Annotated in this window: 23 protein-coding genes; 14 read left to right on the top strand and 9 right to left on the bottom strand. The window is 59.3% G+C overall.

Features of this window, described 5'->3' with window-relative positions:
• Positions 1-58: 58 nt before the first annotated feature.
• From O4G74_RS05855 to O4G74_RS05845, 3 genes are read right to left on the bottom strand one after another with little or no spacing between them, the layout of a single operon-like run.
• Entirely contained in the window at positions 59-3,277 is a 3,219-nt protein-coding gene (locus O4G74_RS05855) for an efflux RND transporter permease subunit (protein WP_269401707.1), read from the bottom strand.
• Positions 3,274-4,545 (bottom strand): efflux RND transporter periplasmic adaptor subunit, encoded by a 1,272-nt coding sequence (locus O4G74_RS05850; protein ID WP_269401706.1) that lies wholly within the window; start codon positions 4,543-4,545, stop codon positions 3,274-3,276. The genes O4G74_RS05855 and O4G74_RS05850 overlap by 4 nt, the downstream gene beginning before the upstream one ends.
• Before the next feature lie 26 nt (positions 4,546-4,571).
• Positions 4,572-5,996, bottom strand: a complete 1,425-nt coding sequence (locus tag O4G74_RS05845; protein WP_269401705.1) for an efflux transporter outer membrane subunit — start codon at positions 5,994-5,996, stop codon at positions 4,572-4,574.
• A 180-nt stretch (positions 5,997-6,176) separates the two neighbouring features.
• Here O4G74_RS05845 and O4G74_RS05840 point away from each other — a divergent pair, with 180 nt between their 5' ends.
• From O4G74_RS05840 to ald, 8 genes are all read left to right on the top strand, one after another.
• Positions 6,177-7,550, top strand: coding sequence for an ATP-binding protein (locus O4G74_RS05840; protein ID WP_269401704.1), 1,374 nt, complete (start codon positions 6,177-6,179; stop codon positions 7,548-7,550).
• Between the two features lie 4 nt (positions 7,551-7,554).
• Positions 7,555-8,244, top strand: coding sequence for an RluA family pseudouridine synthase (locus tag O4G74_RS05835; protein WP_269401703.1), 690 nt, complete (start codon positions 7,555-7,557; stop codon positions 8,242-8,244).
• A 73-nt stretch (positions 8,245-8,317) separates the two neighbouring features.
• Complete coding sequence (gene pstC / locus O4G74_RS05830) at positions 8,318-9,724, top strand: phosphate ABC transporter permease subunit PstC (protein ID WP_269401702.1); 1,407 nt, start codon at positions 8,318-8,320, stop codon at positions 9,722-9,724.
• Entirely contained in the window at positions 9,717-11,318 is a 1,602-nt protein-coding gene (pstA, locus tag O4G74_RS05825; protein ID WP_269401701.1) for a phosphate ABC transporter permease PstA, read from the top strand. The genes pstC and pstA overlap by 8 nt, the downstream gene beginning before the upstream one ends.
• 5 nt (positions 11,319-11,323) lie before the next feature.
• Positions 11,324-12,145, top strand: a complete 822-nt coding sequence (gene pstB, locus O4G74_RS05820; protein ID WP_419715352.1) for a phosphate ABC transporter ATP-binding protein PstB — start codon at positions 11,324-11,326, stop codon at positions 12,143-12,145.
• Between the two features lie 20 nt (positions 12,146-12,165).
• Positions 12,166-12,870, top strand: coding sequence for a phosphate signaling complex protein PhoU (gene phoU / locus O4G74_RS05815; protein ID WP_269401700.1), 705 nt, complete (start codon positions 12,166-12,168; stop codon positions 12,868-12,870).
• Positions 12,867-13,565: a phosphate regulon transcriptional regulator PhoB gene (gene phoB, locus O4G74_RS05810; RefSeq protein WP_269401699.1), complete on the top strand. Its 699-nt coding sequence runs from the start codon at positions 12,867-12,869 to the stop codon at positions 13,563-13,565. Before phoU ends, phoB begins: the two co-directional genes overlap by 4 nt.
• Before the next feature lie 114 nt (positions 13,566-13,679).
• On the top strand, positions 13,680-14,801 hold the full coding sequence (gene ald / locus O4G74_RS05805; RefSeq protein ID WP_269401698.1) for an alanine dehydrogenase: 1,122 nt from the start codon (positions 13,680-13,682) through the stop codon (positions 14,799-14,801).
• 7 nt (positions 14,802-14,808) lie between these two features.
• Here the strand turns inward: ald and O4G74_RS05800 are convergent, their stop codons facing one another.
• Positions 14,809-15,816: an RluA family pseudouridine synthase gene (locus O4G74_RS05800; RefSeq protein ID WP_269401697.1), complete on the bottom strand. Its 1,008-nt coding sequence runs from the start codon at positions 15,814-15,816 to the stop codon at positions 14,809-14,811.
• Between the two features lie 87 nt (positions 15,817-15,903).
• Between O4G74_RS05800 and O4G74_RS05795 the strand changes: the two genes are divergently transcribed.
• Entirely contained in the window at positions 15,904-17,613 is a 1,710-nt protein-coding gene (locus tag O4G74_RS05795) for an alkaline phosphatase D family protein (RefSeq protein WP_269401696.1), read from the top strand.
• Here O4G74_RS05795 and queF read toward each other — a convergent pair.
• Both queF and O4G74_RS05785 read right to left on the bottom strand, forming a co-directional pair.
• On the bottom strand, positions 17,610-18,074 hold the full coding sequence (gene queF, locus O4G74_RS05790; RefSeq protein WP_269401695.1) for a preQ(1) synthase: 465 nt from the start codon (positions 18,072-18,074) through the stop codon (positions 17,610-17,612). The genes O4G74_RS05795 and queF overlap by 4 nt on opposite strands.
• Before the next feature lie 3 nt (positions 18,075-18,077).
• Positions 18,078-19,118 carry a calcium/sodium antiporter gene (locus tag O4G74_RS05785; protein WP_269401694.1) on the bottom strand — a complete coding sequence of 347 codons (1,041 nt, stop codon included), beginning with the start codon at positions 19,116-19,118 and terminating at the stop codon, positions 18,078-18,080.
• A gap of 118 nt (positions 19,119-19,236) precedes the next feature.
• On the opposite strand from O4G74_RS05785, the gene O4G74_RS05780 reads away from it, so the two are divergent.
• The 4 genes from O4G74_RS05780 (at position 19,237) to O4G74_RS05765 (ending at position 21,838) form a co-directional block, all read left to right on the top strand.
• Entirely contained in the window at positions 19,237-19,707 is a 471-nt protein-coding gene (locus O4G74_RS05780; protein WP_269401693.1) for a YybH family protein, read from the top strand.
• 72 nt (positions 19,708-19,779) lie between these two features.
• Complete coding sequence (locus O4G74_RS05775) at positions 19,780-20,667, top strand: ion transporter (protein ID WP_269401692.1); 888 nt, start codon at positions 19,780-19,782, stop codon at positions 20,665-20,667.
• 94 nt (positions 20,668-20,761) lie between these two features.
• Complete coding sequence (locus O4G74_RS05770) at positions 20,762-21,463, top strand: molecular chaperone DjiA (protein WP_269401691.1); 702 nt, start codon at positions 20,762-20,764, stop codon at positions 21,461-21,463.
• Positions 21,464-21,532: 69 nt separating this feature from the next.
• Entirely contained in the window at positions 21,533-21,838 is a 306-nt protein-coding gene (locus O4G74_RS05765) for a hypothetical protein (protein ID WP_269401690.1), read from the top strand.
• Between the two features lie 37 nt (positions 21,839-21,875).
• Here O4G74_RS05765 and O4G74_RS05760 read toward each other — a convergent pair whose 3' ends face one another.
• Positions 21,876-22,880 (bottom strand): NAD(P)-dependent oxidoreductase, encoded by a 1,005-nt coding sequence (locus tag O4G74_RS05760; protein ID WP_269401689.1) that lies wholly within the window; start codon positions 22,878-22,880, stop codon positions 21,876-21,878.
• Between O4G74_RS05760 and O4G74_RS05755 the strand changes: the two genes are divergently transcribed.
• Positions 22,860-23,303 (top strand): TIGR02301 family protein, encoded by a 444-nt coding sequence (locus tag O4G74_RS05755; RefSeq protein WP_269401688.1) that lies wholly within the window; start codon positions 22,860-22,862, stop codon positions 23,301-23,303. The genes O4G74_RS05760 and O4G74_RS05755 overlap by 21 nt on opposite strands.
• Here O4G74_RS05755 and O4G74_RS05750 read toward each other — a convergent pair.
• Positions 23,300-24,052 carry an RNA methyltransferase gene (locus O4G74_RS05750; RefSeq protein ID WP_269401687.1) on the bottom strand — a complete coding sequence of 251 codons (753 nt, stop codon included), beginning with the start codon at positions 24,050-24,052 and terminating at the stop codon, positions 23,300-23,302. The genes O4G74_RS05755 and O4G74_RS05750 overlap by 4 nt on opposite strands.
• Positions 24,049-25,488, bottom strand: coding sequence for a hypothetical protein (locus O4G74_RS05745; RefSeq protein WP_269401686.1), 1,440 nt, complete (start codon positions 25,486-25,488; stop codon positions 24,049-24,051). The genes O4G74_RS05750 and O4G74_RS05745 overlap by 4 nt, the downstream gene beginning before the upstream one ends.
• Between the last annotated feature and the right edge of the window lie 4 nt (positions 25,489-25,492).

Below are 25,492 nucleotides of genomic sequence, written 5' to 3'. Positions count from 1 at the left end.
CTGGATAACCCGGCAGATTGAGGTAAATCCAGCCCTCAATCTGCCGGGCAAAAGGACATTATTCCGCAGGCTGCGGGCGCGCACCGCGGCTCGTGCCGATCAGTTCTTCTTCGTCAATATTGGCTTCGCCTTCATAGGATTCACCGATCTGGCGATAAGGGCGACCACCCCAGGTCCAGCGGAAAATCCGGCCCACTTCACAGCCCACCGCATAGAACGCAGGAACGAGCAGAAGCGAAACAAAGAGCGCGAAGGCAACGGCCGACCCAAGTGAGACGACCATCGGCTTCAGGAACTGCGCCTGGACCGACTTCTGGGCGATCATCGGCAGGATACCGACGAAGGTGGTCACCGAGGTGAGAAGCACAGGACGGAAGCGCGATACGCCAGCGTCGACGATGGCCTGCAAGGCGCCTGCCCCTTCTTCTCGTCGCCTATTGATATAGTCGACAAGTACGAGGTTATCGTTGATGACCACGCCTGCTGCCGCCCCTATGCCGAACATGGAGAAGAGCGCCATCGGCGTGTCGAAGCCCCAGTGCCCGAAGACAGCGCCAGCATATCCGAAAGGAATGGCCAGCATCAGAAGCAACGGCTGGGAGTAGGACTGGAAGGCGATTGCCAACAGAATGTACATCGACACAAATGCGATGATGTAGAGCCTCGTAATATCCTGCACGAACTCCTGCTCGCTCTCGATATCGCCGACTGCGCCGCGTGTGACCGTCGGATACTTCTTGGCAAAGTCAGGCCAGAAGTTCTGCTCCATGTCGGCAAAGATCGTTGCGCGGGTACTGTCGCCAACCAGGTCAGCGAAAACAGTAACCGAGCGCATGCGTTCACGGCGCTGGATGCGGTCGATACCCGGCGCGAAGGAAATCTCTGCAACCTGCTCGAGCGGGATCTCACGCCCGTCGCTGGTCCGGATACGAAGATCGCGGAGGCTGTCGACAGATTCACGGGTTTCCTTCGGATAGCGGACCATGACGCGGACGTCGTCCCCGTCGCGTGGAAGGCGCTGGGCTTCAATACCGTAATAGGCCGCACGAACCTGCGACGTCACATCACCCAGAGTGATCCCGAGTGAGGTCGCCCCAGGCTTCAAGTCGATCCTGATTTCCTGCGCAGCTGATGACAGGTTATCGCCGATATCAAATGCCTGCTCATAGGTGGCGATTTGCGCTTTCACATCGTCAGCAGCCTGACGCAGGACGTCGAGGTCGTCATTGTTCAGCGCATAGCGGATGGAATTGTCCGCATTGTTGATCGTGAACTGGAAGTTCACTTCCTCAGCATCAGGCACTTCGCCGAAATTGGCGCGAATCTCGTCTGCGATCTCCTTCGTGGAGACGCCCTCCGGGCGGTCCTGCGGCGGGATCAGGCCGATCCATGACTGAACATCACCTTCAGTCGCCACGATAGAGATGTCGCGGATCATGTGATCGTCGCCAAGCTCGGGATAGCGCTCATCGAAAGTCTGGCGTGATTGCTCCACCGCCAGCCGCAACTGATCACGGACCTGAAGCGAACGCGACTGCGGCGAGCCATCCGGCAAGTCGATACGCACCTGCACCAGATCGTCTTCAATCTGCGGCATGAAGCGAAATGGCACGATGTTCGACTGGACCAACATGATCGCGATGACGAAAAGCGACGTAAAGATCGCAACAGTCACATACCGGAACTTCACGGCATATTCGAGCAGCGGCTTGTACACTCTGTTCGCGAAAGTGATCAGGCTGTCAGCGATACTTTGCTGGACCGACATCAGACGCCCTACAGGGCCGCCGAACTTTTGCGGCTTCATATGGCTGAGGTGCGAGGGCAGAATGAACATCGACTCGATCAGCGAGAAAGCCAGCGCAGCCACGACAACATAGGTAATCTGGGCAGTGAACTGGCGTTCCGGGCCGGGGATGAAAGCCCACGGCGCAAACATGATCATTGTCGTGAGAACGCCGAAAATAACCGGCTTCATAACAAGCTGCGTACCCACAGTTGCAGCTCCAAGCCCCTCTCGCCGACCACTCTCGACCTCCTTGTGGATGTTCTCCCCCACAACGATGGCGTCGTCGACGACCACACCGATCACGAGGAGGACCGCAAAGAGCGAGAGGAAGTTCAGCGATACGCCGAAGAGTGGCAGGATCATGATACCGCCAGCGAACGCCGTTCCGATACCAATCGTGACCCAGAACGCCACGATCGGGCGCAGGAACAGGATGAGGATGATAAGGACCAGCGCCATACCCTGAAGGGCCGCAGAGCTGATCGTGTCCATACGGCCTCTATAGACCTCGGACATGTCGAACAGGAGATCGAGGCGAAGTCCTTCAGGGAGGCCATCCTGACCGCGACCACTATTGGCGCGCTCGATGAAGTCCTTGATGTTGTCGGAGTAGAGGACGATGTCCATCTTCTCTGGCTGGTTCACCATAATAAACGCGGTCGGCTCGCCATTATAGGTCGCGTCGAGTTCGCCATCGACAAATCCATCGACCACATTTGCGACGTCGCGGATGCGGATTGTGCCGAACTCAGCGGTCTGGCGAATGACGATATTCTCGAAATCCTCACGCGTGTCGGCAAGCTGGCGTGCCTGGATCGCAACCGTGCCGGTGTCTGTGCGCACAGTGCCCCCAGAGGAGTTGATGGACGAGCCACGAACCGCGTTCGCAACCTCTGAGAAAGTCATATTGTAGCGGCGAAGTGCGGCTTCGGAGACTTCGATGGACACTTCTTCGCCCAGCGTGCCTTGAACCTGCGCGAGCTCACCACCTTCGAGGAGCGCAATCCTGTCGCGCATCTCATCTGCATAATAGTCGAGCGTGCCGGGATCGACATTGCCGTGCAGCGCAAGGCCCATGAACTGGTTGTTCGCGCTCCAGCGACTGACCTGTGGCGGGAAAGAAGATTGCGGCAGGTTCGAAATCGTGTCGACACGGCGCTTAACTTCGTCGACGAACTCATCGACATCGACGTCTAGTTCGGTCTGAAGGTTTACATAACCGACGCCTTCCCGGGCAACACCTGTCAGGCGTTTGAGGCCGTCAATATCAGCAACAACCTCTTCGAGGCGGACCACGATCTGGTCTTCCACGTCCTGCGGGGACGCGCCAGGCCAGGCGATGGATACACTCGCCCCGTTCCAGTCACCCGCCGGGAAGGCTTCCTTCTCGAGGCTGAGGAAGCCAAACGTCCCGCCGATAAAGGCGATGACCATGAGGAGATTGGCAGCAATGCCATTTCTGGCCCACCAGGCGACGAGTCCGCTCATTGGATTGCTCCTTCGGTTTCACCAGCAACCTGCGCTGCAGCCTCTTCTTCGGCGTCGTCAGAACTGGACTTGCGAGGTGTGCGGGGGACGAGCGAGCCATCAGGCATGCGTTCGACCACCTGGATGCTCATGCCATCGAAAGCAGCCTGGATCGGAGAGACCACTGCGAGTTCGCCATCCTCGACCCCAGTGGAGACAAATGCTCCATCATCGGTGCTGTAGACGACGTTCACGGTGCGAATTTCGAGTCTGCCTTCTGGCCCATCGCCAATAAAGACCTGATCGACACCACGCAGGGCGGAGCGTGGGATGCGCACGACATTCTCGATGCGGCGGCCATCGATCTCAGCATTGACGAAGAGACCAGGCGCCATCGGCACACCATCATCAGAACCGGTGCCGTATGGATCATCCAGCTCAGCGATAACGTTTATGAGCCGGGTCTGCGGGTTGAGCGCAGCTGCCGTCCGCCTGACGCGGCCGACCCACTCACGCGGCTCACCAGCTACATTCGTTGAAAAGACAACTTGCGGCCCCGGATTGTCCGCCGTCTCAGCGAACGCGAGCGGCAGGCCTGTGCGGCCCAGCTCTTCATCAGACAGCGGCAGGGAGACTTCGACCACATCGGTAGCGAAGATCGTGCCCAGAGCCTGACCTGGGCTTACGAATTGACCGAGATCGGCGCTGCGTTCGCGCACACGGCCAGAGAAGGGCGCGGTTACAGCGGTCCGGTTCAGCGCAAGCTGGGCATCGGCGAGCAGGGCCTTCGCTGAGTCGAGGTTTGCCTGCGCTTCAGCAAGCTGAGGTTCGCGGCGGGCGAGCGGGCTCGCATCCTCGATGCCAAGGTCTGCAAGGTCTTGCTCAGCGAGATCTGCCTCTGCCTGTTCGCGCGCGAGTGCTTGCTGCGCCGAAGCCACGCCGGACCGGGCGCGCGTCACAGCCAGTTCATAGTCCGCCGCCTCAAGTCGTACCAGCACCTGCCCTTGGCGGATGAAACCGCCGTCAAGGAAATCGGAAGATACGTACGAAATCCGTCCGGCAATCTGGGGCGCAACCACGATCTGGCGCTTGGGACGCACTTCGCCCTGCGCGCGGACCTTGAGGTCGAGATCTGTCTCTTCCGCAGCCTCTGCAAAGACAGACAGGCCCCGGGGCTGTTCTTCAGCGCGCTCGACAGGCGGCGCAAAAATTTGTGTGAGCGCAAATCCGGTCCCGACGATGACAACGAGGACAATGACTGGCAGCAGGATTGTGATGATACGTTTCATGGGAGGTCTCTGCTCTCGACTTCTTCTTATATACCAGAATCGGGGGCCATCGCCCCCTCAGTGACCGCACCACCTATGGCGAGATGGAAGGAAATGCGGTTGGAGACGCGGGCTGACCGGGCTGCGATCAAGTTACTCTCTGCGTTCAGTTTACGCGTCTGCGCATCGATCAGATTGAAAATCGAAACGAGGCCGTTGGAGTACTGGCGGGTCGCCAGGTTTTCGGCCTCAATGGCCTCCTCCAGCGCGCGGCGCTGCGCATCGACCTGGGCGGCCAGAAAATCATCAGCAGCCAGCGCATCTTCAACTTCGCGCCAAGCGACAAGCACGTCCCCTGCATAGTTGGCCAAAGCGCTCTCAGCGAAGGCGATTGCCGCATCGCGGTCGGCACGTAGCGCCCCGCCATTGAACACGGGCTGCGAGAGGCTGGCGATCGCATTTGCAGCGATGCGGACCGGGTCGAACAGGTCCGCCAAATCGGTCTGGTTCGTGCCCAGCGACCCGCTTAAATTGAGCGTTGGAAGCAATGCGAGGCGGGCTTGCTCCGCGCGAAGTCCGGCTGCTGTCAGGCGCGCTTCGGATGCGGCAATGTCAGGACGTCGCGCCAGAAGAAGCATCGGCGTACCAGCCGCCTCGATAGGCGCGAGCTCCGGGAGTAGGCCAGGCGCCTCGATTTCGTCAGCGGGGTAGCGGCCAAGCAGGATTTCAAGCCGGCGCGTGGCATTGCCCAGTGCTTGCTGGCGCGCTGCGATCGCGGCTTCAGCGGTTGCGCGCGCACTTCGTGCGAGGCGAACATCAAGTGCTGAGGAAAGGCCTCGCGAGAAGCGACGCTCTGTCAAAGTCACGATCCGGTCGCGGGCGTCAAAGGTCGCGATGGCCAAACGTTCCTGCGCAAGCGCTTCATTGAGATCGGTCCAGGCAATTGCGGTCTGAGCGGCCAGCGCAAGGCGAAGCGATGCAAGATCAGCTTCGCTCGCAACAAGGTCGGCTTCCGCCGCATCAACGGCAGCTTGCACCCGCCCCCATAGATCGACGGTCCAGCTCGCATCGACGCCAAGGCCATAAGTCGGGTCCGTGAAGCGCTCGTCAAAAGCTGCGCTGTAAGTTGAAGTGACCCCGGCTGAGCCAGACACTGAAACATTTGGAAGCGATCGGCCGTAAACCGATCGCGCCTGCGCCCGGCTTGCCCGAACGATGGCGAGTTGTGATTGAAGGTCGGGATTGGCGGTCAGTGCTTCGGCAACAAGAGCCCCCATGACAGGATCACCAAACTGCGAGATCCAGTCACCCGTCGGAAGTTCCCCGGTAACACCGCTTTTTGCCCAGGTTTTTGGAGCATCTGGAGCCGCAGGAAAGATCGCAATCGACTCTCCAGCCAGGCTTTGCGTGTCCGGCAAAGTGCTGCAACCAGCTAGCGCGGCGACAGCGATAATAAGGCCTTCGAACTTCATTCCACCCTCTCTTGATGTGATCGCAGCTCTAAGCGGCGATTACTCGACTGTCAACAAACAATTATCGAAAATCAATAACCATTGACGATCAGAGGGCAGACAGTTGTAAACAGCTGCCTTTTCAGCCGCTTTCGCGGTTTACCGGCTTGCCGCACACTCGTTTTCTTGGTTTGGAGTAATATGGCAACCGCTCGCAAGTACCCTCAACAGTCGGCTCTACGCCGCGCGGAGAGAATCCGCGACTTTGTCGTTCTCGGTATTGCGGGCAGCGGCCTGCTCGCTTTCATGATGATCTCTGGCGCCCTCGGCATTTTTGAAGGCGTGACAGCCATTATCGTCCTGTCGCTCGGGGCCCTCGCCTACTTTGTCGGCTCCGCACCGCCAGCCATCGACATTGCTCCCGCCGACGATGTGCAGGCGAGCGACGAGGCGATGAAATCGTCCGTGCGCTCACTTATCCATGCCCTGCCGTTTCCAGCCTGCTACATTTCCGGCGAAGGGCGAATTGAATCGGCCAACAAGAAGATATCGGACCTCTTCCGTATCAAGCATATCGAGGGGGCACTGAAGTCTGTCATCATCCGCCAGCCCGATGTGCTTGCTGCCACTGACAGGGTTTCACGCAGCAGCGCCGGCGAGCGGGTTGAATTCATGGCCATCGACGGTGATGAACTCTGGCTGGCCCACCTCACTCCAGGCCCCGAGCCGTCAAGCGTGTTCGTCGTTTTTGAAGACCGCACTGCGGTACACCGCGCTGAACGGGCGCGCGCCGACTTTCTGGCCAATGCAAGCCATGAGCTGCGCACACCCCTGACCGCCCTCGCCGGTTTTATCGAAACGATGCGCGGGCCTGCCCGCGACGACAGGGAGTCATGGGACGGCTTCCTCGAGATCATGCATAAGCAGACAGACCGGATGCGCCACCTTGTTTCCGACCTGCTTTCGCTGTCCCGGATCGAATTCAGCGAGCATCGCGCGCCCGATACGGTTATCGACCTCAGCGACGTGCTCAGCCAGACCGTTCTGGCCTTGCAGCCCCTTGCAGCAGAGCGGGCCATCGAGCTGTCACTCGAGGGCCTTGAACGCGAAATCCGGGTGACGGCAAAGTGGGATGAACTTGCGCAGGTCGTTCAGAACCTGATCAGCAATGCCATGAAATACTCGCCAAAAGGCGGGCGGGTCACTGTGAATATCGGAACAGCGCGAAGCATGGCCGACGCCGCAATGCTCGCCACCGGGACGAATGAAGAGGCAACGCGCTCGGTGCTTCTGCAGCCACGCGCCTCCTCAGAAGCTACCGCAGCCTGGATCAGTGTCAGCGACAAGGGCGTCGGGATCGCACGTCAACATCTCTCCCGGCTGGGTGAGCGTTTCTACCGTGTGGATGAAAGCCGCGGCGGCGACATCGAAGGCACTGGCCTCGGCCTCGCCATCGTGAAGCACATCATGGCACGCCATAGAGGTGGCCTCGCTGTCGCGAGTGAAGAGAGTAAAGGCACCTGCTTCGGTGTCTGGTTGCCTTGCCTTGAGGGCAGCGCGCCATCCAAACGGTAGAAAGATGAGCGTCCCGCCAGAGCCGGAGTATCGCCCACCTCCGCCAGAAGCGCTCAAGCTCATTCATGCTGATGAGGACTTGTTCGTTGCGAACAAGCCCGCCGGGCTTCTTTCGGTTCCCGGCCGTGGCAGCCATAAATCTGCCAGCGTACTCAGCTACCTATCCGAACTGTACGGCCCCGTCTTCGACGTCCATCGGCTCGATCTCGATACGTCAGGTTTGATGATCGTGGCCCGTAGCCAGTTGGCTCAATCGACCCTGGCGCAACAGTTTGCTGATCGGAAGATTACGAAAACCTATAACGCATTGGTGAGAGGTCAGATGGCAGGCGTGTCAGGCGAAATTGACCTTCCGATCGGACGCGATTGGAATGAACGCCCGTTGCGACGCATAGATCACGACGCTGGCAAGCCAGCGAAGACATTGTGGTGGCTTGAGAAGCAGGGAAAAATGAATGCCCACCTCAGACTTCAGCCGGTCACTGGGCGCACCCACCAATTGAGGGTTCACCTCGCCTCCATCGGCCATCCGATTCTCGGGGATCGCCTGTATGACAGCGGATACAGCTCGGGACGACTTTACCTGCATGCGGGCCGCCTCGATTTCGAACATCCGTCAACTGGAAAACCCGTGCATTTTCAGAGCGTTAAACCTTTTGATCTGCAGGGCGCCACAGCCGACACGCGCTTGTGATCAGTATGTGTCACATATGTGTCAATCAGCGACGTTATGAGGCCCCAACGGCTTACATTGGGTGTGCAGCGGAATGCTGGAAACTTTCGGACATCTGCCCGTCGCTTGGCTGCTATTCGCAGTGCTTGCCGCGGCTGCTTTCATGGCCTTCTATGTTGGGCGCACGCAGGCCGTGGGTATCGCTCGCGGATATACATCACAGCTGAACTCACAACCAAATTACCACGGCTACTTCGTTGCAATGGCGACGATCGCGCCCGCTGCCATTATTCTGTTTCTCTACCTACTGTTCGGCGAATCCCTAGTCCGCGCACAGATCGCTGGCGAACTGCCAGAGCGCATCCGGGCCCTCGGTGAGCTTGAACTTGGCCAGTATATCGACCGGATTTCAGAGCATGCAACACGCCGGGACGCGCTGGCGACCGGCAACGCTTTGTTCGATGCAACTTCAGACCGCTACACCGACCTTGTCGGCCTGTCTCGCATCGGAGCCATCCTTCTCGCTGTACTGGCGGCCGCAGGCGGTTTCTTCTTCGGGCGCAGCCGCCTCAGCGGGGACTTCCGCGCAAGGGCGCGTGTTGAGGACGGGATCAAATTCCTTCTGTTTCTCTGCGCCGCAATCGCCGTCCTGACCACGATCGGCATCGTCGCCAGCCTTCTCTTCGAAGCGCTTCGCTTCTTCTCGCGCGTCAATGTTTTCAGCTTTCTCTTCGGCACCGAGTGGAACGCACAGACGGGCGCTGACTTCGGCGCCATTCCGCTCTTCTTCGGCACGTTCCTGATCGCGTTTCTTGCGATGCTGGTCGCAGCACCGATCGGCCTGTTCTCTGCGATCTACCTGTCTGAGTATGCCAGCCCGCGCGTGCGCAGCATCGTAAAACCAATTCTGGAACTGCTCGCTGGTATCCCGACCGTTGTTTATGGCTTCTTCGCACTTCAATTCGTGGCGCCCATCGTGCGAGCAAGCGCAACCTGGATAAACGGCCTGCCCTTCATTCCAGATGGCTTCCTGGCCGCGCAGCCAACCAGCGCGCTCGCCGCCGGCCTCGTTATGGGCATCATGATCATTCCGTTTGTATCGTCGCTGTCGGATGACGTTATTAACGCCGTCCCACAAACCCTGCGCGATGGCGCCTATGCGATGGGCGCGACCAAGTCAGAGACGGTCAAGCAGGTCGTCATGCCGGCCGCCCTGCCCGGTGTCATTGCCGCCCTGCTGCTGGCTGTCTCACGCGCGATTGGCGAGACGATGATCGTCGTGATGGCCGCCGGCCAACGCGCTCAGATCACGCCGGACCCGACTGCTGACCTGACAACGATCACAGTTCAGATCGTCGCCCTGCTGACGGGTGATACTGAGTTCGATAGCGCCAAGACCTTGTCGGCTTTCGCACTTGGCTTCGTACTTTTCATCGTCACGCTGATCTTCAATCTCATCGCGCTTCGCGTGGTCAAGAAGTACAGGGAAAAATATGAGTAGCCCGACTGAAGGCCCAGCGAACACCGGTTCCTTCGTTACCGAAGAAGCCCTGCGGCGCCTGAAAAAGCGCCACGGCGCAGAAGCGCGCTTCAAGCTGTACGGACAGCTTGCGATCGGCATCGCCATTGTCGCGCTTGTGACCCTGCTAATATCGATCTTTGGACAGGCCAGCAGTGCATTCTCACGCCACGTGCTAAGCTATGATCTCAACATTGAGGCGAGCTATGTTGATCCTGACGGCACGCGCGACCCAGATGAAATCGCCCGAAATGTCAGCGGGTTTAACCTTATGCTGCAGGACCAGCTCGCCGACGAATTCCTGCCCGAGGATGCCGACCGAAACGTTCAGCGCGAACTCTATGGCATGTTCACACGCCTTGCCGTTCTGCCCATCGCGCGCGCGACTGCCGATTCACCTGAGACGATAGGATCGGAGCAGATCTTCAACGTTGCGCTTGCCGATGACATCGACCTTTTCCTGAAAGGCGGCGTCAGCGCTCGCAAGTCCATAGAGATCGGCGAAGTGGCAGCCGGAGAAGGCGCAATCGAGAGCGGCGTCACGCTGACACTTGCTTCGCAGGACGCTACCGAGAAGCTTGGCGCAACGCTCACCGAACTTACACGCACGGATGTCGATAATGCACCAGCGGTCGCCCTGATCAAGGCTGGCAATACCTGGTACAGGCTGGAAGGTTCAGAGGACCGCAACCTCTCGCTCACCTACCTGGCCGGGCCTCGCATGCTGCCGAGCAACGGGGCTGCGACAGAGGCCCTCGTGCTTGCGCAGAGCCAGGAGAACCGCACGGTCACAGACCGGCAAATCGCCTGGACCGAGATCCTCCGGGCGCAAGGTCGCATCAAATCGAAAATTAACACCACTCTCTTCACCAATTCGGACAGCACCTATCCGGAGCTTGCCGGGACCGCTGCCGCAATTGTTGGCTCGCTGCTCACAATGCTTGTGACAGCGCTGCTGGCCATCCCGGTTGGCATCTTCGCAGCTGTCTATCTCGAAGAGTTCGCGCCGAAGAATAAGCTGACCTCGCTGATAGAGGTCAACATCAACAATCTCGCTGCTGTACCGTCGATTGTTTTTGGCCTGCTTGGCGCGGCGGTGTTCATCAACTTCATGGGGCTGCCCCGCTCCGTGCCACTTGTCGGCGGTCTCGTACTTGGGCTGCTTGTCCTGCCGACCGTGATCATCGCGTCGCGGGCGGCCCTCACGGCTGTGCCACCATCTATCCGTACCGCGGCGCTCGGTGTCGGCGCGTCGAAGACCCAGTCCGTCTTTCATCACGTCCTTCCCCTTGCTGCACCTGGCATCATGACCGGCGCGATCATCGGAATGGCCCGCGCCCTTGGCGAGACAGCCCCCCTTCTGTTGATCGGCATGGTTGCCTTTGTCGCAGAAGTCCCCGACGGTCCGATGGACGAGTCGACGGTATTGCCCGTTTTGATCTATAAGTGGTCGACGGGTGCAGAACGCGCATGGGAGCCGCAGACCGCAGCCGCAATTATCGTGCTGCTCGTCTTCCTCGTTCTCATGAATTTGATCGCGATCATTCTCAGACGCCGCTTTGAAAGGAGATGGTAGTCACCATGGACGGAAATATGGAACACTTCACCCAGACCAAATCCTCCGCTCGTGCAGACGCCGCCTCTGCGCCAATCAAGGTCGATTGCCAGAACATTGACGTCTACTATGGCGACAAGCAGGCCATCGAAGACATCTCGCTCGAGATCGAAGACCGCTCCGTCACGGCGTTCATCGGGCCGTCAGGCTGTGGCAAGTCCACTTTCCTGCGTTGCATCAACCGCATGAATGACACGATCGAGTCCGCCAAGGTCACCGGCAAGATCTTCATGGACGGTGCGAACATCAATGATCCGTCCATTGATCCAGTCCTCCTTCGCTCGCGCGTTGGAATGGTCTTCCAGAAACCAAACCCATTCCCGAAATCGATCTACGACAACATTGCCTATGGTCCGCGCATCCACGGTCTGGCCTCCGGCAAGGCAGAGATGGACGAAGTCGTCGAAAACTCGCTTCGCAAAGCTGGTCTCTGGGAAGAGGTGAAGGACCGCCTTCCGGCGCCAGGCACCGGCCTTTCGGGCGGCCAGCAGCAACGCCTCTGTATTGCACGCGCCATTGCCGTCAGCCCCGAAGTCATCCTGATGGACGAGCCTTGCTCGGCACTCGACCCGATCGCGACTGCGAAGATTGAGGAGCTGATCGACGAACTGCGTGAACGCTACTGCATCGTGATTGTTACCCACTCCATGCAGCAGGCCGCGCGTGTGTCGCAGAAAACGGCCTTCTTCCACCTTGGCAAGCTTATTGAATACGGCGACACCGAACGGATCTTCACCAATCCTGAGCATGGCCGCACGCAAGACTATATTACGGGCCGCTTCGGTTAAGCGGCAGAGAGAAACTCCAAATGCCTGATCATATCGTTACAGCCTTTACTGATGAACTAGAACATCTGTCGGCGAACCTCCTGCGCATGGGTGGTCTTGCCGAAAGCATGATCATGGATGCCAGCCGAGCTGTGGCAACGTTTGACCTCGAACTCGCGCGGGAAGTCATCAAACGCGACCGCGCCATTGATGAGCTGGAAGTTGAGGCCGAGAAAGCAATCATCCGCCTGATCGCCTTGCGCCACCCGATGGCCGGCGACCTTCGTGCCGTCCTTGGCGCAATGAAACTGGCTGGCGACATCGAACGTATTGGTGATCTCTGCAAGAATATCGCGAAGCGCTGCCTCGAACTGAATGGTGACGAGAACCGCGCCGCCGTTAAAGGCATTGAGCGGATGTCGCGCGCCGTATCACACCAGCTTCAGATGGCACTGGACTGCTATCTGAGGCAGGATATCGAGGCGGCGAAGACTGTGCTCGATATGGATGACGATATCGATGATCATTACACTTCGCTCTTCCGCGAAACACTCACCTATATGATGGAAGATCCGCGCCAGATTGGGTCGAATACTCACCTGATCTTCATGGCGAAGAACCTTGAGCGGATCGGCGATCACGCCACCAATATTGCCAAGGCGGTCTATTACATGGTCACGGGCGAAGCGACGACTGGCGCCAAGGTGGAGTCCCGGCTGGCCGATGACGAAGGAGAGCAGCGTTGAAGCCATTCGTCCTGATTGCTGAAGACGAGAAAGCAGTCGCCGAACTGCTCCGCTACAATCTGGAACGCGAAGGTTACGACACCGCCGTCGCCCCCGATGGGGACGAGGCCATGCTCTTGCTCGAAGAACGCCTGCCCGATCTCGTCCTACTCGACTGGATGTTGCCCAAGGTGCCGGGAATCGAAGTTTGCCGCAGAATCCGTTCCAAGACCGAAACAGCAAACCTTCCCGTCATCATGCTCACGGCGCGCTCAGAGGAAAGCGACCGTATTCGCGGCCTCGACACGGGCGCAGACGACTATGTCACGAAACCGTTCTCCACGACCGAGCTCATGGCGCGGGTGCGCGCCGTCCTGCGCCGTATCCGGCCCGCGCTTGTCGATGACCAGGTTACCGTCGGCGACATATCTATCGATCGGACGACACATACGGTCAGCCGTAATGGTGAAGAGATCCACCTCGGCCCGACCGAATTCCGCCTGCTTGATTATTTCATCCAGCATCCGGGGCGGGTTTTCTCTCGTGAGCAACTCCTGGACGGGGTCTGGGGCTCTGACGTCTATGTCGAAGTCCGGACCGTCGACGTCCATGTCGGCCGCCTCCGCAAGGCGCTGATGAGCAAGGGCGGCGAAGACCCAATCCGGACCGTGCGCGCTGCTGGTTATTCCCTACGATCGAACTACGCTTCTGCCTGACCGGCCATGCCGGGAAAATTCTTTTCGCGAGGCGTTCCTGCGCCGATGTGAATTGGCAAGACTTACCACCGGCCAGCGCATACCGTCCGCGAAATCTTACGCAGGAGACTGAAGATGCGCATTGGTGTGCCGACTGAAATCAAGAAGCAGGAATCCCGTGTCGGCCTGACGCCGGAGAGCGTCGGCGACCTCGTTAACTCGGGCCACGAAGTCTTCGTTCAACAGGGTGCAGGCCTCGGATCTGGCTTTGCCGATGAGGACTATACCGATGTCGGTGCGAAAATCGTTGCCGATGCCGACGCTGTCTTCAAATCTGCCGAACTGATCGTGAAGGTGAAGGAACCGCAGCCGGAGGAAACCGCGCGCCTTACCCCTGAACACACGCTCTTCACCTATCTGCACCTTGCGCCCGATCCTGTGCAGGCAAAGGGCCTAATTGAGTCTGGCTGTACCGCGATTGCCTACGAGACCGTCACTGAACCTGCAGGTGGCCTGCCGCTTCTGCGTCCTATGAGCCAGGTTGCCGGACGTATGTCGATGCAGGTTGCGGCCTGGGCCCTGATGCGGACTAAGCGCGGCCGCGGCCTCCTGCTCGGCGGTGTTCCGGGCACCCAGCCTGCGAAGGTCATCATTGTTGGTGGCGGTGTCTCGGGTACGAATGCCGCCGAAATTGCCGTCGGCATGCGCGCGGATGTGACTGTCTTTGATCGCAACAATAACCGCCTCGCCGAGCTCGACGCCCAATTCAATGGCCTGGTCAAGACCATGTTCTCGACCAAGGCGGCACTCGATGCTGCTGTGAAGGAAGCTGACCTCGTGATCGGCGCAGTGCTGATCCCGGGCGCATCGGCCCCGAAACTCATTTCGCGCGAACAGCTAAAGACCATGAAACCGGGCGCAGTCCTCGTCGACATCGCCATCGATCAGGGCGGTTGTTTCGAAACCTCGAAGCCAACGACCCATGAAGACCCGATCTATGATGTCGACGGCATCCTGCACTACTGCGTCGCCAACATGCCGGGCGCCGTGCCGCGCACGTCGACCTATGCCCTCAACAACGCCACCCTGCCCTTCGTGCTGCAGATCGCAAACAAGGGCACGCATGAGGCGCTGAACTCAAATCCGCATCTTGCGAATGGTCTCACAGTCGCCGAAGGCCACATCACGCATGAACCGGTCGCCAAAGATCTGGGCATGACCTACAAGCTGCCGGACTGGTTCAAGCCGAAGGGTTAGACTTGCGTTAGATTTTCCGAAGCGCCGATAGCAGCCCGTCCATATCTGGCGGCAGCGGCGCTTCGGCGAAGACGTGTTCTCCGGTGACAGGATGAACAAAGCCAAGCCGGGCGGCGTGAAGCGCCTGCCTGTCAAACTGTCGCGCGCGAGTCGTCGCGTCGATGAAGGCCTCACCCGACCCATAAGCCTTTATTCCACGCTGGCGACCATAGGTCGGGTCACCGATAAGGGGCGCTCCGATATGAGCCATGTGCACACGTATTTGGTGCGTGCGGCCGGTCTCCAGGCGACATTCAATTAGCGCCGCCGCTGGAAGACCAGCGCCCTTGTCGAGTTCACCGAAAGTCTCTTTGGCCTTGTAATGGGTCACAGCGTGACGCCCTTCCTCGCTGTCCTCGTCGCGAATGACCGCCATTTTCTTGCGGTCGCTAGTCGAGCGAGCAATGCGCATGTCCACTGAGCCGACCAGCGGGCGCGGCGCACCGCGCGTGATGGCGAGATAAGTCCGGTCGATATCGTGCGTCTTGAAAAGCTTTGACAGGCCTGCATGGGCAGGGTCGGTTTTGGCAACGACGAGGACGCCTGTCGTGCCCTTGTCGATCCGGTGCACGATCCCGGGGCGTTCAACGCCTCCGATACCGGGCAGCTCTCCAGCGCAATGATGAAGCAGGGCGTTCACTAGCGTGCCCTGCCAGCTGCCGGGGGCGGGATGAACCGCCATGCCCGCAGGCTTGTTCACCAGAATGAGGTTCTCGTCCTCGAAAAGGATGTCGAGCGGGATGTCTTCAGGCTCTGGCGTGGCTGGCACCGGGTCCGGCATGTCGAGCGTGTAGGTTTCGCCCGGCGACACACCGGCCTTCGGGTCGTCGGCCGTCTTGCCGTTAAGGCTGACGGCGCCCTCCTTGATCAAAGTCTTCGCGCGAGACCGCGAAAGCTCCGGCAAGGCCTCTGACAGGAAGCGGTCGAGCCTCGTTCCCTTGTCCGTATCGGTCGCAGTAGCGGTCAGTCTGTTCATTGGCGCAGCTTATAGACCTTGTTTCGCGGAGTCGTCATGATCGCGCTGTAGACAGGCAAAAATCGATTCCTGAGGAGCGGGGCTACAATGAGCAAGATTTCCAGACGTAACTTTCTAGGGTTCAGCGCGGGCGCGGCAGGCCTTGCTGCTTGTGCAACTCAGACCACTGGCAATACACCACTCGTCGACGACCGGGCCGCATTTGCCGGCGAAGTAAGCTTCGACCATGGCGTCGCATCTGGCGACCCGCTCAGTGACAGCGTCATCGTCTGGTCGCGCGTGACCCCAACCGATGAGAACACCGAGTCGTCCATTCCCGTCACGGTCCGTCTTTTTCGCGATGAAACGATGAGCCTGCTTGCGGCCGAGACCCAGCTGAATACAAGCGCCGCGCGCGACTTCACACTCAAGGCAGACATTCAGGGCCTGCAAGCGGACACCGAATACTTCTACCAGTTCACCGCGCGCACATCGTCCAGTGACGTGGTATCTCCTGTCGGCAGGACCAAGACCACCCCAGCCTCGGGCAAACCGCCCGTGACACTCGCGGTCGTCTCGTGCTCAAATTTCCCCTTCGGCTATTTCAACGTCTACGACGCCATTTCAAAGCGCGCGGATCTTGATGCCGTCATACACCTTGGCGACTATCTTTATGAGTATGGCGTCGATGGGTATGGCGGTCAGGCCGGTCAGGAAATTGACCGCAACCACGAGCCTCCGATGGAAATCGTTTCGCTCGGCGACTACCGGATGCGCCATGCTCAGTACAAACGCGACCCGATGCTTCAGGCCGCGCACGCCGCAGCCCCGTGGATCTGCACTTGGGACGACCACGAAAGCACCAACAATTCCTACCGGACAGGCGCTGAAAACCATCAGCCGGAAACCGAAGGCAACTGGACAGACCGCAAACAGGTCGCCGTACAGGCTTATCTTGAGTGGATGCCCGTTCGTGACCCCAAAGCAGGCCGCGCCACCGGTGGCATCTACCGGACCTTCAGCTTTGGCGATACGGCCAGCGTATTCTGCCTCGAGTCCCGCCTGACGGGCCGTTCGGACGAAATCTCATGGGGCGCAGAACTCGCCGGCGTCGCCCCAGAGGCCATTCCTGCGAAGGCGCAGGAAGTCATGGGCCGCGTCAGCGACGAGAGCCGCACCATGCTTGGCCGGGTTCAAGAAGAATGGCTTGATGGCGAGCTCCAATCTTCTGTCTCAAGCGGCAAGACGTGGCAGGTCCTCGCCAACCAGGTCATCATGGCCCGTGTGCGCCCGCCAAACCTCATGGAAACGCTTACTGACGCGCAGAAAGCTGCTCAAAGCGGATATGTCGCCCAGATGATCCCGTTCAGCCAGCTCGGACTGCCCTTCAACCTGGATGCCTGGGATGGTTTTCCCGCGGCACGTGAACGCCTCTACGCATCAGCGGCGGCATCAAATGCGCGGCTGGTGACCCTGACCGGCGATACCCACACCGCCTGGGCCAATACGTTGCATGATAATAACGGCGCGCCTCGCGGGGTGGAGTTTGGCTGCACCTCGGTTACCTCGCCCGGCCTCGGCACCTACATCAAGGACGTGCCGGACCTTGGCGACCAGTTTGCGACCGCCAATGAGGATGTGAACTGGTACAAGGTGGACGGTCACGGCTACTCGCTGGTGACGCTGACCGCTGACGATGTGACCTCGGAATATGTCGAGGTCTCTGGCATTCGCGACCGGTCCTACACGACAGGGTCTATTGCCCGCTTCCGTGCTGGGCGGACCGAAAACGGCATGACGGCGCTCGAACGGGCCTAGCCGCGCCCACGATAGGTCGGCACACCAGTATCTGGAACGATGAGGCCTTCTGGTGGGCGTCCCGTCTGCCAGAAGACGTCGATCGGGATACCGCCGCGCGGATACCAGTAGCCGCAAATCCGCATCCAGGTAGGCGCCAGCAAGTCCTGCAAACGCTTGCCGATCGCCACGGTGCAGTCCTCATGGAAGGCGCCGTGATTGCGGAATGACGTCATGTAGAGCTTGAGACTCTTGCTCTCGACCAGCCACTCGCCCGGCGCATAGTCGATGACGATATGCGCGAAGTCAGGCTGGCCTGTGACGGGGCAAAGCGAGGTAAATTCCGGCACGGTGAAGCGCGCCAGATAGAGCGTCCCGGCGTGCGGGTTTGGCACCCGTTCGAGCTCTGCCTCTTCAGGCGATGCGGGGATGGCGCTTGTGCCGCCAAGCTGTTCAAGCCCAGTATAGATACTATCACTCATGGATCAGAAACCTCCGATGCGCGGCAGAATGCCGAAGCTGAGCGACATGTAGACCGCATAGGCGAGAAGCAAGACCGCGCCTTCCCAGCGCGCCAGTTTACGCCCGGTATAAGCAAAGAGAACAAGCAGGAAGACGGACAAGGCCAGCGCCCCCATGTCCTGCATGGTGACCAAGCTTGTCATCTCGCCATACTCCATGGCGCCGACATCTACTGGCGTTCCGGCGGCGGGCTCCGGCCTGGCCATGAGGCTAAAGGGAAAAACGGCCGCCGAAACGCCCATGATTCCCAGGATGTTGAAGATGTTGGAGCCGATGACGTTACCTAGGGCGACGTCCGCCTTGCCTTTCAGGGCAGAGACTACCGAGGTCACAAGCTCTGGCAGACTGGTCCCGATAGCTACGATCGAAAGGCCGATAACCGTTTCGGAGATGCCGAACATGCGGGCGAGGTCAGAACCACCCTGCACGAGAAAGCGGGCACCGAAGATAACGCCCGCAATACCACTAAGAGCAAGCAGCAAAGAGATCAGCAGTGGCTCATTGGTCTCGACAACTTCCGCTTCACCGGAATGAACCTCGCTAGCGGCAGATCCCTTGCGCCGGTCCAGAAGTACGGAAAGCACCAAATAAACCAACAGGACGCCGATGAATGCAAAACCCATTGTCCGGGTGAAGCCATCAATCCAGATAATCGCGGCGAACAACGCTGTGACAGCAATCATGAAGAGGCCATCGCGGGCAAGTGCTCGCGGATTGGTCACGATTGGGGAAATCACGCAGGCCGCGCCGATCACCAGAAGCACATTGGCGACGTTCGATCCGATTACGTTGCCGATAGATAGACCTGTCGACCCATCCGAGAGCGCCTGAAGGCTCGTCACAAGCTCTGGCATCGATGTGCCGAAACCGACCAGTGTGAGGCCGATGAGCAGCTCTGACATGCCCAGCCTTCTTGCAACGCCAACCGATCCGCGCACCAGGAATTCGCCGCCTGCAAAGAGCAGGACCAGCCCCGCGACGATAAGCGCAATCATCATAGTCATGTCCATTTAACTCCCAGCCACAGAGGGGTTTTGCCGACCCGCCGCGAAAGATATTCGCAGCGAATTCCCTTACAGGATGAAGCGGCTACACTGGTCGCGTGAATGGAAAGGAAAATCAATGCGTCTTGCATATCGCGCCCCACTTCTCGCAGCATTCCTTGTTCTGGCTTCCTGTGCCTCTCAAGTGCCAGCCGACACTCCTGCAAACTCGGTTTCGCTTGAGACCGAGCGCATCGAAGCTGTGATCAAGAAGCAAGCTGAAGACTGGAACCGCGGCGACATAGACGCCTTCATGGATGGCTATCTGCGTTCATCCGAACTGCGCTTCGCCTCGGGCGGTACCGTCACGCGTGGTTTTGAGCCAACCCTTTCGCGCTACAAGGCCCGGTACGATACTCGCGCAGCGATGGGGACGCTATCCTTCACCGAGCTTGAGACCGTCCTTCTGTCCGAAGATGCCGCTGTGCTGCACGGTCGCTGGAACCTCGCGCGGGACAATGACACGCCATCGGGTCTTTTCACGCTCGTCTTCCGCAAGATATCCGGAGACTGGCGGATCATCAGCGACACAACGACCTCCGCGAACTGATTGCACATCATAGACGCATCGACATAAAGAGGCAGGGACCGCAGCAGCGATCAGGCATGGGGGACGAACAGGATGGCGCGCGCAACGCTCGATCTTGAGACACACACTTCGCGGCTGGAAGCGGCAATAGAGAGTATCTGGTTCCGCAACATCATCACGGCACTGATCATTCTGAACGCCGTTGTGCTGGGCGTTCTCACCTATCAGGAAGACCTGCCTGCACCGCTGGTTGTCTCACTGAACGGCATCGACCGTGCGATCACCTACATCTTCGCTGTCGAGATTTTCCTGAAGCTCGTCGTCTACCGCCTTCTCTTCTTCCGGTCTGGCTGGAACTGGTTCGACTTTATTGTCGTAGGCATATCCCTTGCCCCGGGCAGCGAGGCCTTCTCGGTCCTGCGCGCACTACGCGTGCTTCGGGTTCTGCGACTTCTCCATGTTGTGCCGATGATGAAACGTATCACTGAAGCGCTGCTCAAAGCCTTGCCCGGCATGGGGGCGATTGTCGCTGTGCTGGCCCTGCTGATCTACGTATACGCCGTGATGGCGACGAACATGTACGGCAACACCGACAATGAGGAGGTGCTGGAGCTGTTCGGTGACCTTCCAAGTTCTGCCTTTTCCCTGTTCCAGGTTATGACAATGGACGGCTGGCGTTTCGAAGTCGTGCAGAAGGTGATCGATGATGGTCACCCCTGGGCATGGCTGTTTTTCATCACCTTCATTTTCATCGCCAGCTTTGCAGTCCTGAATCTCTTTATCGCCCTGGTGGTCGAAGCGCTCGCAGCCGAGCAGCGAGCCGCGACCGATGAACTGCTTGAAGATATCGAAGAAGATGTGGAACATGCGGAGGAAGAGAGAGACGAGATGCTGAAGCTGCTCAACTCACTTCGAGAGGAAGTGGCAGGCTTGCGCGCCGACATCAATCAGCGGGATGGCAGCGGGAAGTCCCGGGAATAGCAGTGAATTCTCACGAACTCGTAATGGTTATTATCGCCATTTGTGAGTATAGGTCACTGTCCCCACGCCCCAATCAGATTATAGTGGCAGTCATATGAGCCTTTGGCAGCTGCTCATCGATGGCGGAAAGCGCCTCTTCGATCCCGATACGCCGGAAGACCCGGTGGGAAACGATGAGGCCTGCGCGCCTGATCCGAACGATGTCGGTTTCACCGCAGCCGTTATAGGCCTCAGCGCCAAGATGGCCGCCGCCGATGGCCGGGTCAGCGATGCCGAAGTGATGATGTTCTCTCGCATCTTCCGCGCATCGCCTGAGGACGCGGCCCAGGTGAGACGTGTGTTCCGCATCGCCCAGCAAACAGTTCGCGGCTACGAGGCTTATGCCCGCAAGATTGGCAAGAAGTATTCGGCCCGGCCATGTCTGCTCGAAGGCGTGCTCGATGGGCTCTTCATGATTGCAGGTGCCGATGGCGCGGTGACCAGTGACGAAATGGATTACCTGCGCACCGTAGCAGAGGCGTTCGGGTTCGACGAAACGACGTTCCGGCGCATCCGGGCGAGCCATCTCGGGCCGGACCGCGATGACCCGTACCACATTCTGGGCGTCGCCCATGACGCCGCATTTGACGACATCCGGCGCGCCTATCGCCAGCTCATGGCGGACAACCATCCCGATCGAATTGTTGGCAATGGCGCCCCGCGCGAGTTTGAACTGGCCGCCCATGACAAGGCTGCCGCCATCACGGGCGCCTATGCGCGCATTCGGGCAGAACGAGGCTTGATTGCGGCAAACTGAGGGATTCCGCCGCAGAGAGATTGATTCCGGCGCTTTCAGCCTTCACATTTGTCTGCAGGAGACACGCACATGACATCAGCACGTACCCCAATTTCAGCAGACCTGTTGCTCAGCCGGATTGCTTACGCATTCAAAGAGGCGGCACGCTGGACACTCAAGGGCCTGCTTGCGATCGCGATCGTGTTTATGGCCGGTGTCATTGCAGTGATCACTGCTGCCGCTGGCCTGTTCATCGCAGCGGTTGCCGTGCTGCTAAAACTCACGACAGGCAAGGCAGCGCCGCGCCGCGCGCAATATGCTGGCGGTGAGACAGACGAAAGCGGCATCACGCTGGAAGCCCACCGCACCGCACGCGGCTGGACTGTCGAACGCTAGGCTGCTTCGCGAACGCCCCTGCGCGGCTCTCTAAAAATCAGGTCCCAAACACGCTCGACTGCGCCTTGAATGCGGCAGCATCAACCTCATGACGCAGCGGCTTTCCTGCCAGAAAACTGGAGAGGTTTCCGAGAAACTGCTCGTCATTGCGCCGGTCGGTTCCCGCCGTCGTTGGTGCAGTGTGCGCGGTCAGCGTAATCGCTGGATGACCCCATAGTGGGCTTTCCGTTGGAAGCGGCTCCTGGCGGGTAACGTCGAGCGCGGCATGTGCCGGCCGCCCCTGATCGAGTGCCGCTATCAGCGCGTCTTCATCCACAAGGGGTCCACGTCCAACATTGAGGAACAGGCTTCCCGGCGACATCGCCGCAAAGAAGTCGGCATTGCCAAGGTTTTCCGTCTGCGCCGTCAGCGGGCAACAGAAGAGCACTGCATCGGCCATGCCAATATCTTCCGGCGTCAACTGATCTGGATGCAGCATGTGGTCAGCGAATGGCGATACCGCGCTGGAACGGCGCACGCCCGTGACGTGCGCGCCAAGGGCTTTCAGGCGTCGTCCGGCATTCTCGCCGATATGGCCAAATCCATAGATCAGCCACCGCGTCTCGCCGACCTCACGGAAAGGCACCTTCTGCCAATTCCGAACCTCTTGAGACCTCCGGCGCGCGGCCCCTTCACCAAAGAAGTCGAAGGCCGCCCAGAGAACCCATTCCGCGATGGCATGTGCCTGCACATGGCTGACCGTGTAGATCTCTGCTTTTTGCCCGACTTTCTGCAGAAACTCGTTATCGAGGCCAGCGGCAATAGACTGGAACCAGGCAAGACGAGGCGTTGAGTAGACCTCCTTCACAAAGTCACGCACAGCCGGGCTGAAAAAAGCGTCGGTATTGCCATATGCAATGACACCTTTGGTCCCTTCGCCGCCCCATGGGCGCCTGAATTGCGAACTATCGTTTAAGGTGTGAGGCGCTATTTGTTCAGCCAGCGGCTTGAGACGGACCTCCAGCCGGGAGAAGGTTCTTTCATGTATAAGAAGATCGTACAAATCGCGCTCCCGTGCCTGCTTGGGCTAGCCTTTCTGCCAGTAGAGACCGCCCATGGCCAGTATCAGGCCGAGGGAGAGTTTGCAGATGTACGGAGCCAGGACTATTTGCGCGACGTTGTGGCGCTGTCCTCAACACTTGGCTCTGCGCATGCCCTGCGCGTGTTGTGCAACGGTCGAAACGACCAGTATTGGCGCAGCTATATGCAAGAGCTGTTGAGCCTGGAAGCGCCCTATCAGGGCCGCCTGCGCACTTCGATGGTGGACGCCTTCAACACTGCCTACTCCGCCGAGGCCGCCCGCAGGAATTCGTGTGACGATGGCGCGGTATCTGCCGAGCGGGTCTATGCCTCAACGGGTGAGAGGCTTGCCAATGCGCTAGTACAGGCGAACCTTCCTGAGAGTGCGCGTGGAAGCGAGAACTAGTCCTCGCGCTTGATCCGCGCCTTACCGCGGCCAATGGCAAGCGCCTTCACCGCCCCACGGAACGTCCGCACTTCCTGGCTGGTCCACTGACCGCGGATAAACGCGTTACGCAGATTGCGCGTCATGAGTGGTGTCTTGTCAGGTGGATAGAAATACCCTGCTCGCTCCAGCTCATACTCAAAGTGCTCAAACATGCCGATGAGTTCGGCGCGGCTGGCAACATCGCTGACGCCAGCTTCAGCACTTTCAAAGCGGCCTGCCTGCCCAATCGCCTCGCCCCAAGCATGTGCAAACACGATGACCGCCTGCGATAGGTTGAGAGAAGCAAAGCCCTTATTGACCGGATAGGTCATGATCGCATCGCTGAGCGCGACATGATCATTATGAAGCCCCTGGGCCTCATTGCCGAACATTACGCCCGTCTTCAGCGGCTGTTGCCGGATGAGTTCGACAGTGCCACTGGCGTTCGTAACGGGCTTCTCCATGCCGCGTGGCCGGGCTGTGGCCGCGACGAGATAGCCAAGGTCCGCGCAAGCGTCTTCAACGCTGTCGAACACAGTCACCTCAACGCCTGCATCAAACGCCCCTGCCGACATCGGCTCAGCGGCAGGATTGGGCCAGCCATCCCGTGGGGCGGCGATTCGAAGCTCAGTCAGCCCGAAGTTCAGCATGGCGCGCGCGGTCGAGCCAATGTTTTCGCCGAGCTGTGGCTCTGCGAGAATGATGATTGGCCTGTCTGTGTCGGTCATTCGCCTGAATAGTCCGGCCAGTCCATCGAGCGGAACTGGCCATTGGCAGTAAATTGCGGCTGAAGGCCGGCATCCTGCAGCAGATCGCGCAGCGCGCGGCGCGGCTGGCCCAATTCATCTTCTACGATGGCACGAATGCGTTCGCGTTGCCTTGGCGTCGCCCCCATCAATTGCAGGGAGGTAAAATAGACCTGCTTGTCTATCACATGATCTGAGCTTCGAGCCGCCCAGTCGCTGAGCCCGTCCCAGAAGTCGAAAAGATTACGCTGCTTGAGATAGCTATCCGTCGCCAGAGCGATGAAATCGCCGCAAGCATAGGGGCCGGAGGAGGCGCCGCGCTCTAGTGCGGTCTCTAGTGAGCCGCCCTCCAGCGTCGTCACGCAGTCCTCGAAAGCGTTCTGGTAGACAGATGATAAAAACCCGTCCGGCGCGTCCATATCCGACGCAATCAGTTGGTAGGCGATCGAATTGGCAAAGCCGTCATGTATCCAGGCCGCTTCTGGGCCGCCAAGGACGGCACCATTCCGGGTCTGGAACAGACCTACGAGTTCGCGAATCGTGTACCAGTGCAGATAGGCAAGCGCATCACTATTTCGGTTGGAGAAGCCCTGCCCGCCCAGCTCCAGCATGATCTGGCTGTCCAGCACGCTCCCCTCAAGCGAGAGACCGCGCGCCTGCGCGCCCTTATAGGCGGCAATCACCGAAATATCGCGCTCCAGCTCCGCGCCCCACCGGCTTTCCAGTACGCCAAGAAACCCTTCAATGGCACTCGGCAAGCCGGACGACAGCCATTCCGGCAGGTAAGGGTCTGCAAGGAATGAGAAGCCATCATTAAAGGCGTACTCACCCTCTCCGATGTAAATGTACTGGTCCTGCACCGGCGCGCTCAATGTGTCTTCCGAAACAGCAGCGCTGGTCAGGACTGGCCCTTCTGCTTCGACTGTAACGGTCATCGGTAGCACTTCGGATGACAGGGCACTCAAGTCGCCGTCCAGCGCTTCGACGCTCTCGATATCCTTGAACCCGATAAGTTCGAACTGCGCATCGTGCACCGCGATGCCGCCGCCTGCGAAGGTCACGAACGGCGTCGGGTCATTCGGCAGCCGTCCGGTCAGGGGGATGATGCTGAACTCGATCTCATCGACTGGCTCATCCATGACGATCACGTCGATGCCGTCTAGCCGCCCAAGGCGCACACCTTCGGTCTGTGACGACCAGGTTGCCGACCGATAGCCTGTCAGCGAGTGCGCGATCGCATAGACTGGCTGCGGCGCATCGAAGCTGTAACGGACAAACCAGTTGCCATCGTCTCGCGGGCCGACCGTGACACTGGCCTCGGTGGCACCGCTGTCAGACGACCTGGACTGGGCATTTGACGGCGCGATGAGCATGCAGAAGCTCAGCACGGCGACAAGACTTGGACGGGTGAGTTTCATGGGG

The sequence above is a fragment of the Henriciella marina genome (assembly GCF_027213945.1).
Classification (GTDB): domain Bacteria; phylum Pseudomonadota; class Alphaproteobacteria; order Caulobacterales; family Hyphomonadaceae; genus Henriciella; species Henriciella marina_A.
This window is presented reverse-complemented; position numbering and strand designations above follow the sequence as displayed.

Coding starts and splice junctions, on each gene's coding strand:
- O4G74_RS05855 (WP_269401707.1), bottom strand. CDS start 3,277: ATGAGCGGACTCGTCGCCTGGTGGGCCAGAAATGGCATTGCTGCCAAT.
- O4G74_RS05850 (WP_269401706.1), bottom strand. CDS start 4,545: ATGAAACGTATCATCACAATCCTGCTGCCAGTCATTGTCCTCGTTGTC.
- O4G74_RS05845 (WP_269401705.1), bottom strand. CDS start 5,996: ATGAAGTTCGAAGGCCTTATTATCGCTGTCGCCGCGCTAGCTGGTTGC.
- O4G74_RS05840 (WP_269401704.1), top strand. CDS start 6,177: ATGGCAACCGCTCGCAAGTACCCTCAACAGTCGGCTCTACGCCGCGCG.
- O4G74_RS05835 (WP_269401703.1), top strand. CDS start 7,555: ATGAGCGTCCCGCCAGAGCCGGAGTATCGCCCACCTCCGCCAGAAGCG.
- pstC (WP_269401702.1), top strand. CDS start 8,318: ATGCTGGAAACTTTCGGACATCTGCCCGTCGCTTGGCTGCTATTCGCA.
- pstA (WP_269401701.1), top strand. CDS start 9,717: ATGAGTAGCCCGACTGAAGGCCCAGCGAACACCGGTTCCTTCGTTACC.
- pstB (WP_419715352.1), top strand. CDS start 11,324: ATGGACGGAAATATGGAACACTTCACCCAGACCAAATCCTCCGCTCGT.
- phoU (WP_269401700.1), top strand. CDS start 12,166: ATGCCTGATCATATCGTTACAGCCTTTACTGATGAACTAGAACATCTG.
- ald (WP_269401698.1), top strand. CDS start 13,680: ATGCGCATTGGTGTGCCGACTGAAATCAAGAAGCAGGAATCCCGTGTC.
- O4G74_RS05800 (WP_269401697.1), bottom strand. CDS start 15,816: ATGAACAGACTGACCGCTACTGCGACCGATACGGACAAGGGAACGAGG.
- O4G74_RS05795 (WP_269401696.1), top strand. CDS start 15,904: ATGAGCAAGATTTCCAGACGTAACTTTCTAGGGTTCAGCGCGGGCGCG.
- queF (WP_269401695.1), bottom strand. CDS start 18,074: ATGAGTGATAGTATCTATACTGGGCTTGAACAGCTTGGCGGCACAAGC.
- O4G74_RS05785 (WP_269401694.1), bottom strand. CDS start 19,118: ATGACTATGATGATTGCGCTTATCGTCGCGGGGCTGGTCCTGCTCTTT.
- O4G74_RS05780 (WP_269401693.1), top strand. CDS start 19,237: ATGCGTCTTGCATATCGCGCCCCACTTCTCGCAGCATTCCTTGTTCTG.
- O4G74_RS05775 (WP_269401692.1), top strand. CDS start 19,780: ATGGCGCGCGCAACGCTCGATCTTGAGACACACACTTCGCGGCTGGAA.
- O4G74_RS05770 (WP_269401691.1), top strand. CDS start 20,762: ATGAGCCTTTGGCAGCTGCTCATCGATGGCGGAAAGCGCCTCTTCGAT.
- O4G74_RS05765 (WP_269401690.1), top strand. CDS start 21,533: ATGACATCAGCACGTACCCCAATTTCAGCAGACCTGTTGCTCAGCCGG.
- O4G74_RS05755 (WP_269401688.1), top strand. CDS start 22,860: ATGTATAAGAAGATCGTACAAATCGCGCTCCCGTGCCTGCTTGGGCTA.
- O4G74_RS05750 (WP_269401687.1), bottom strand. CDS start 24,052: ATGACCGACACAGACAGGCCAATCATCATTCTCGCAGAGCCACAGCTC.
- O4G74_RS05745 (WP_269401686.1), bottom strand. CDS start 25,488: ATGAAACTCACCCGTCCAAGTCTTGTCGCCGTGCTGAGCTTCTGCATG.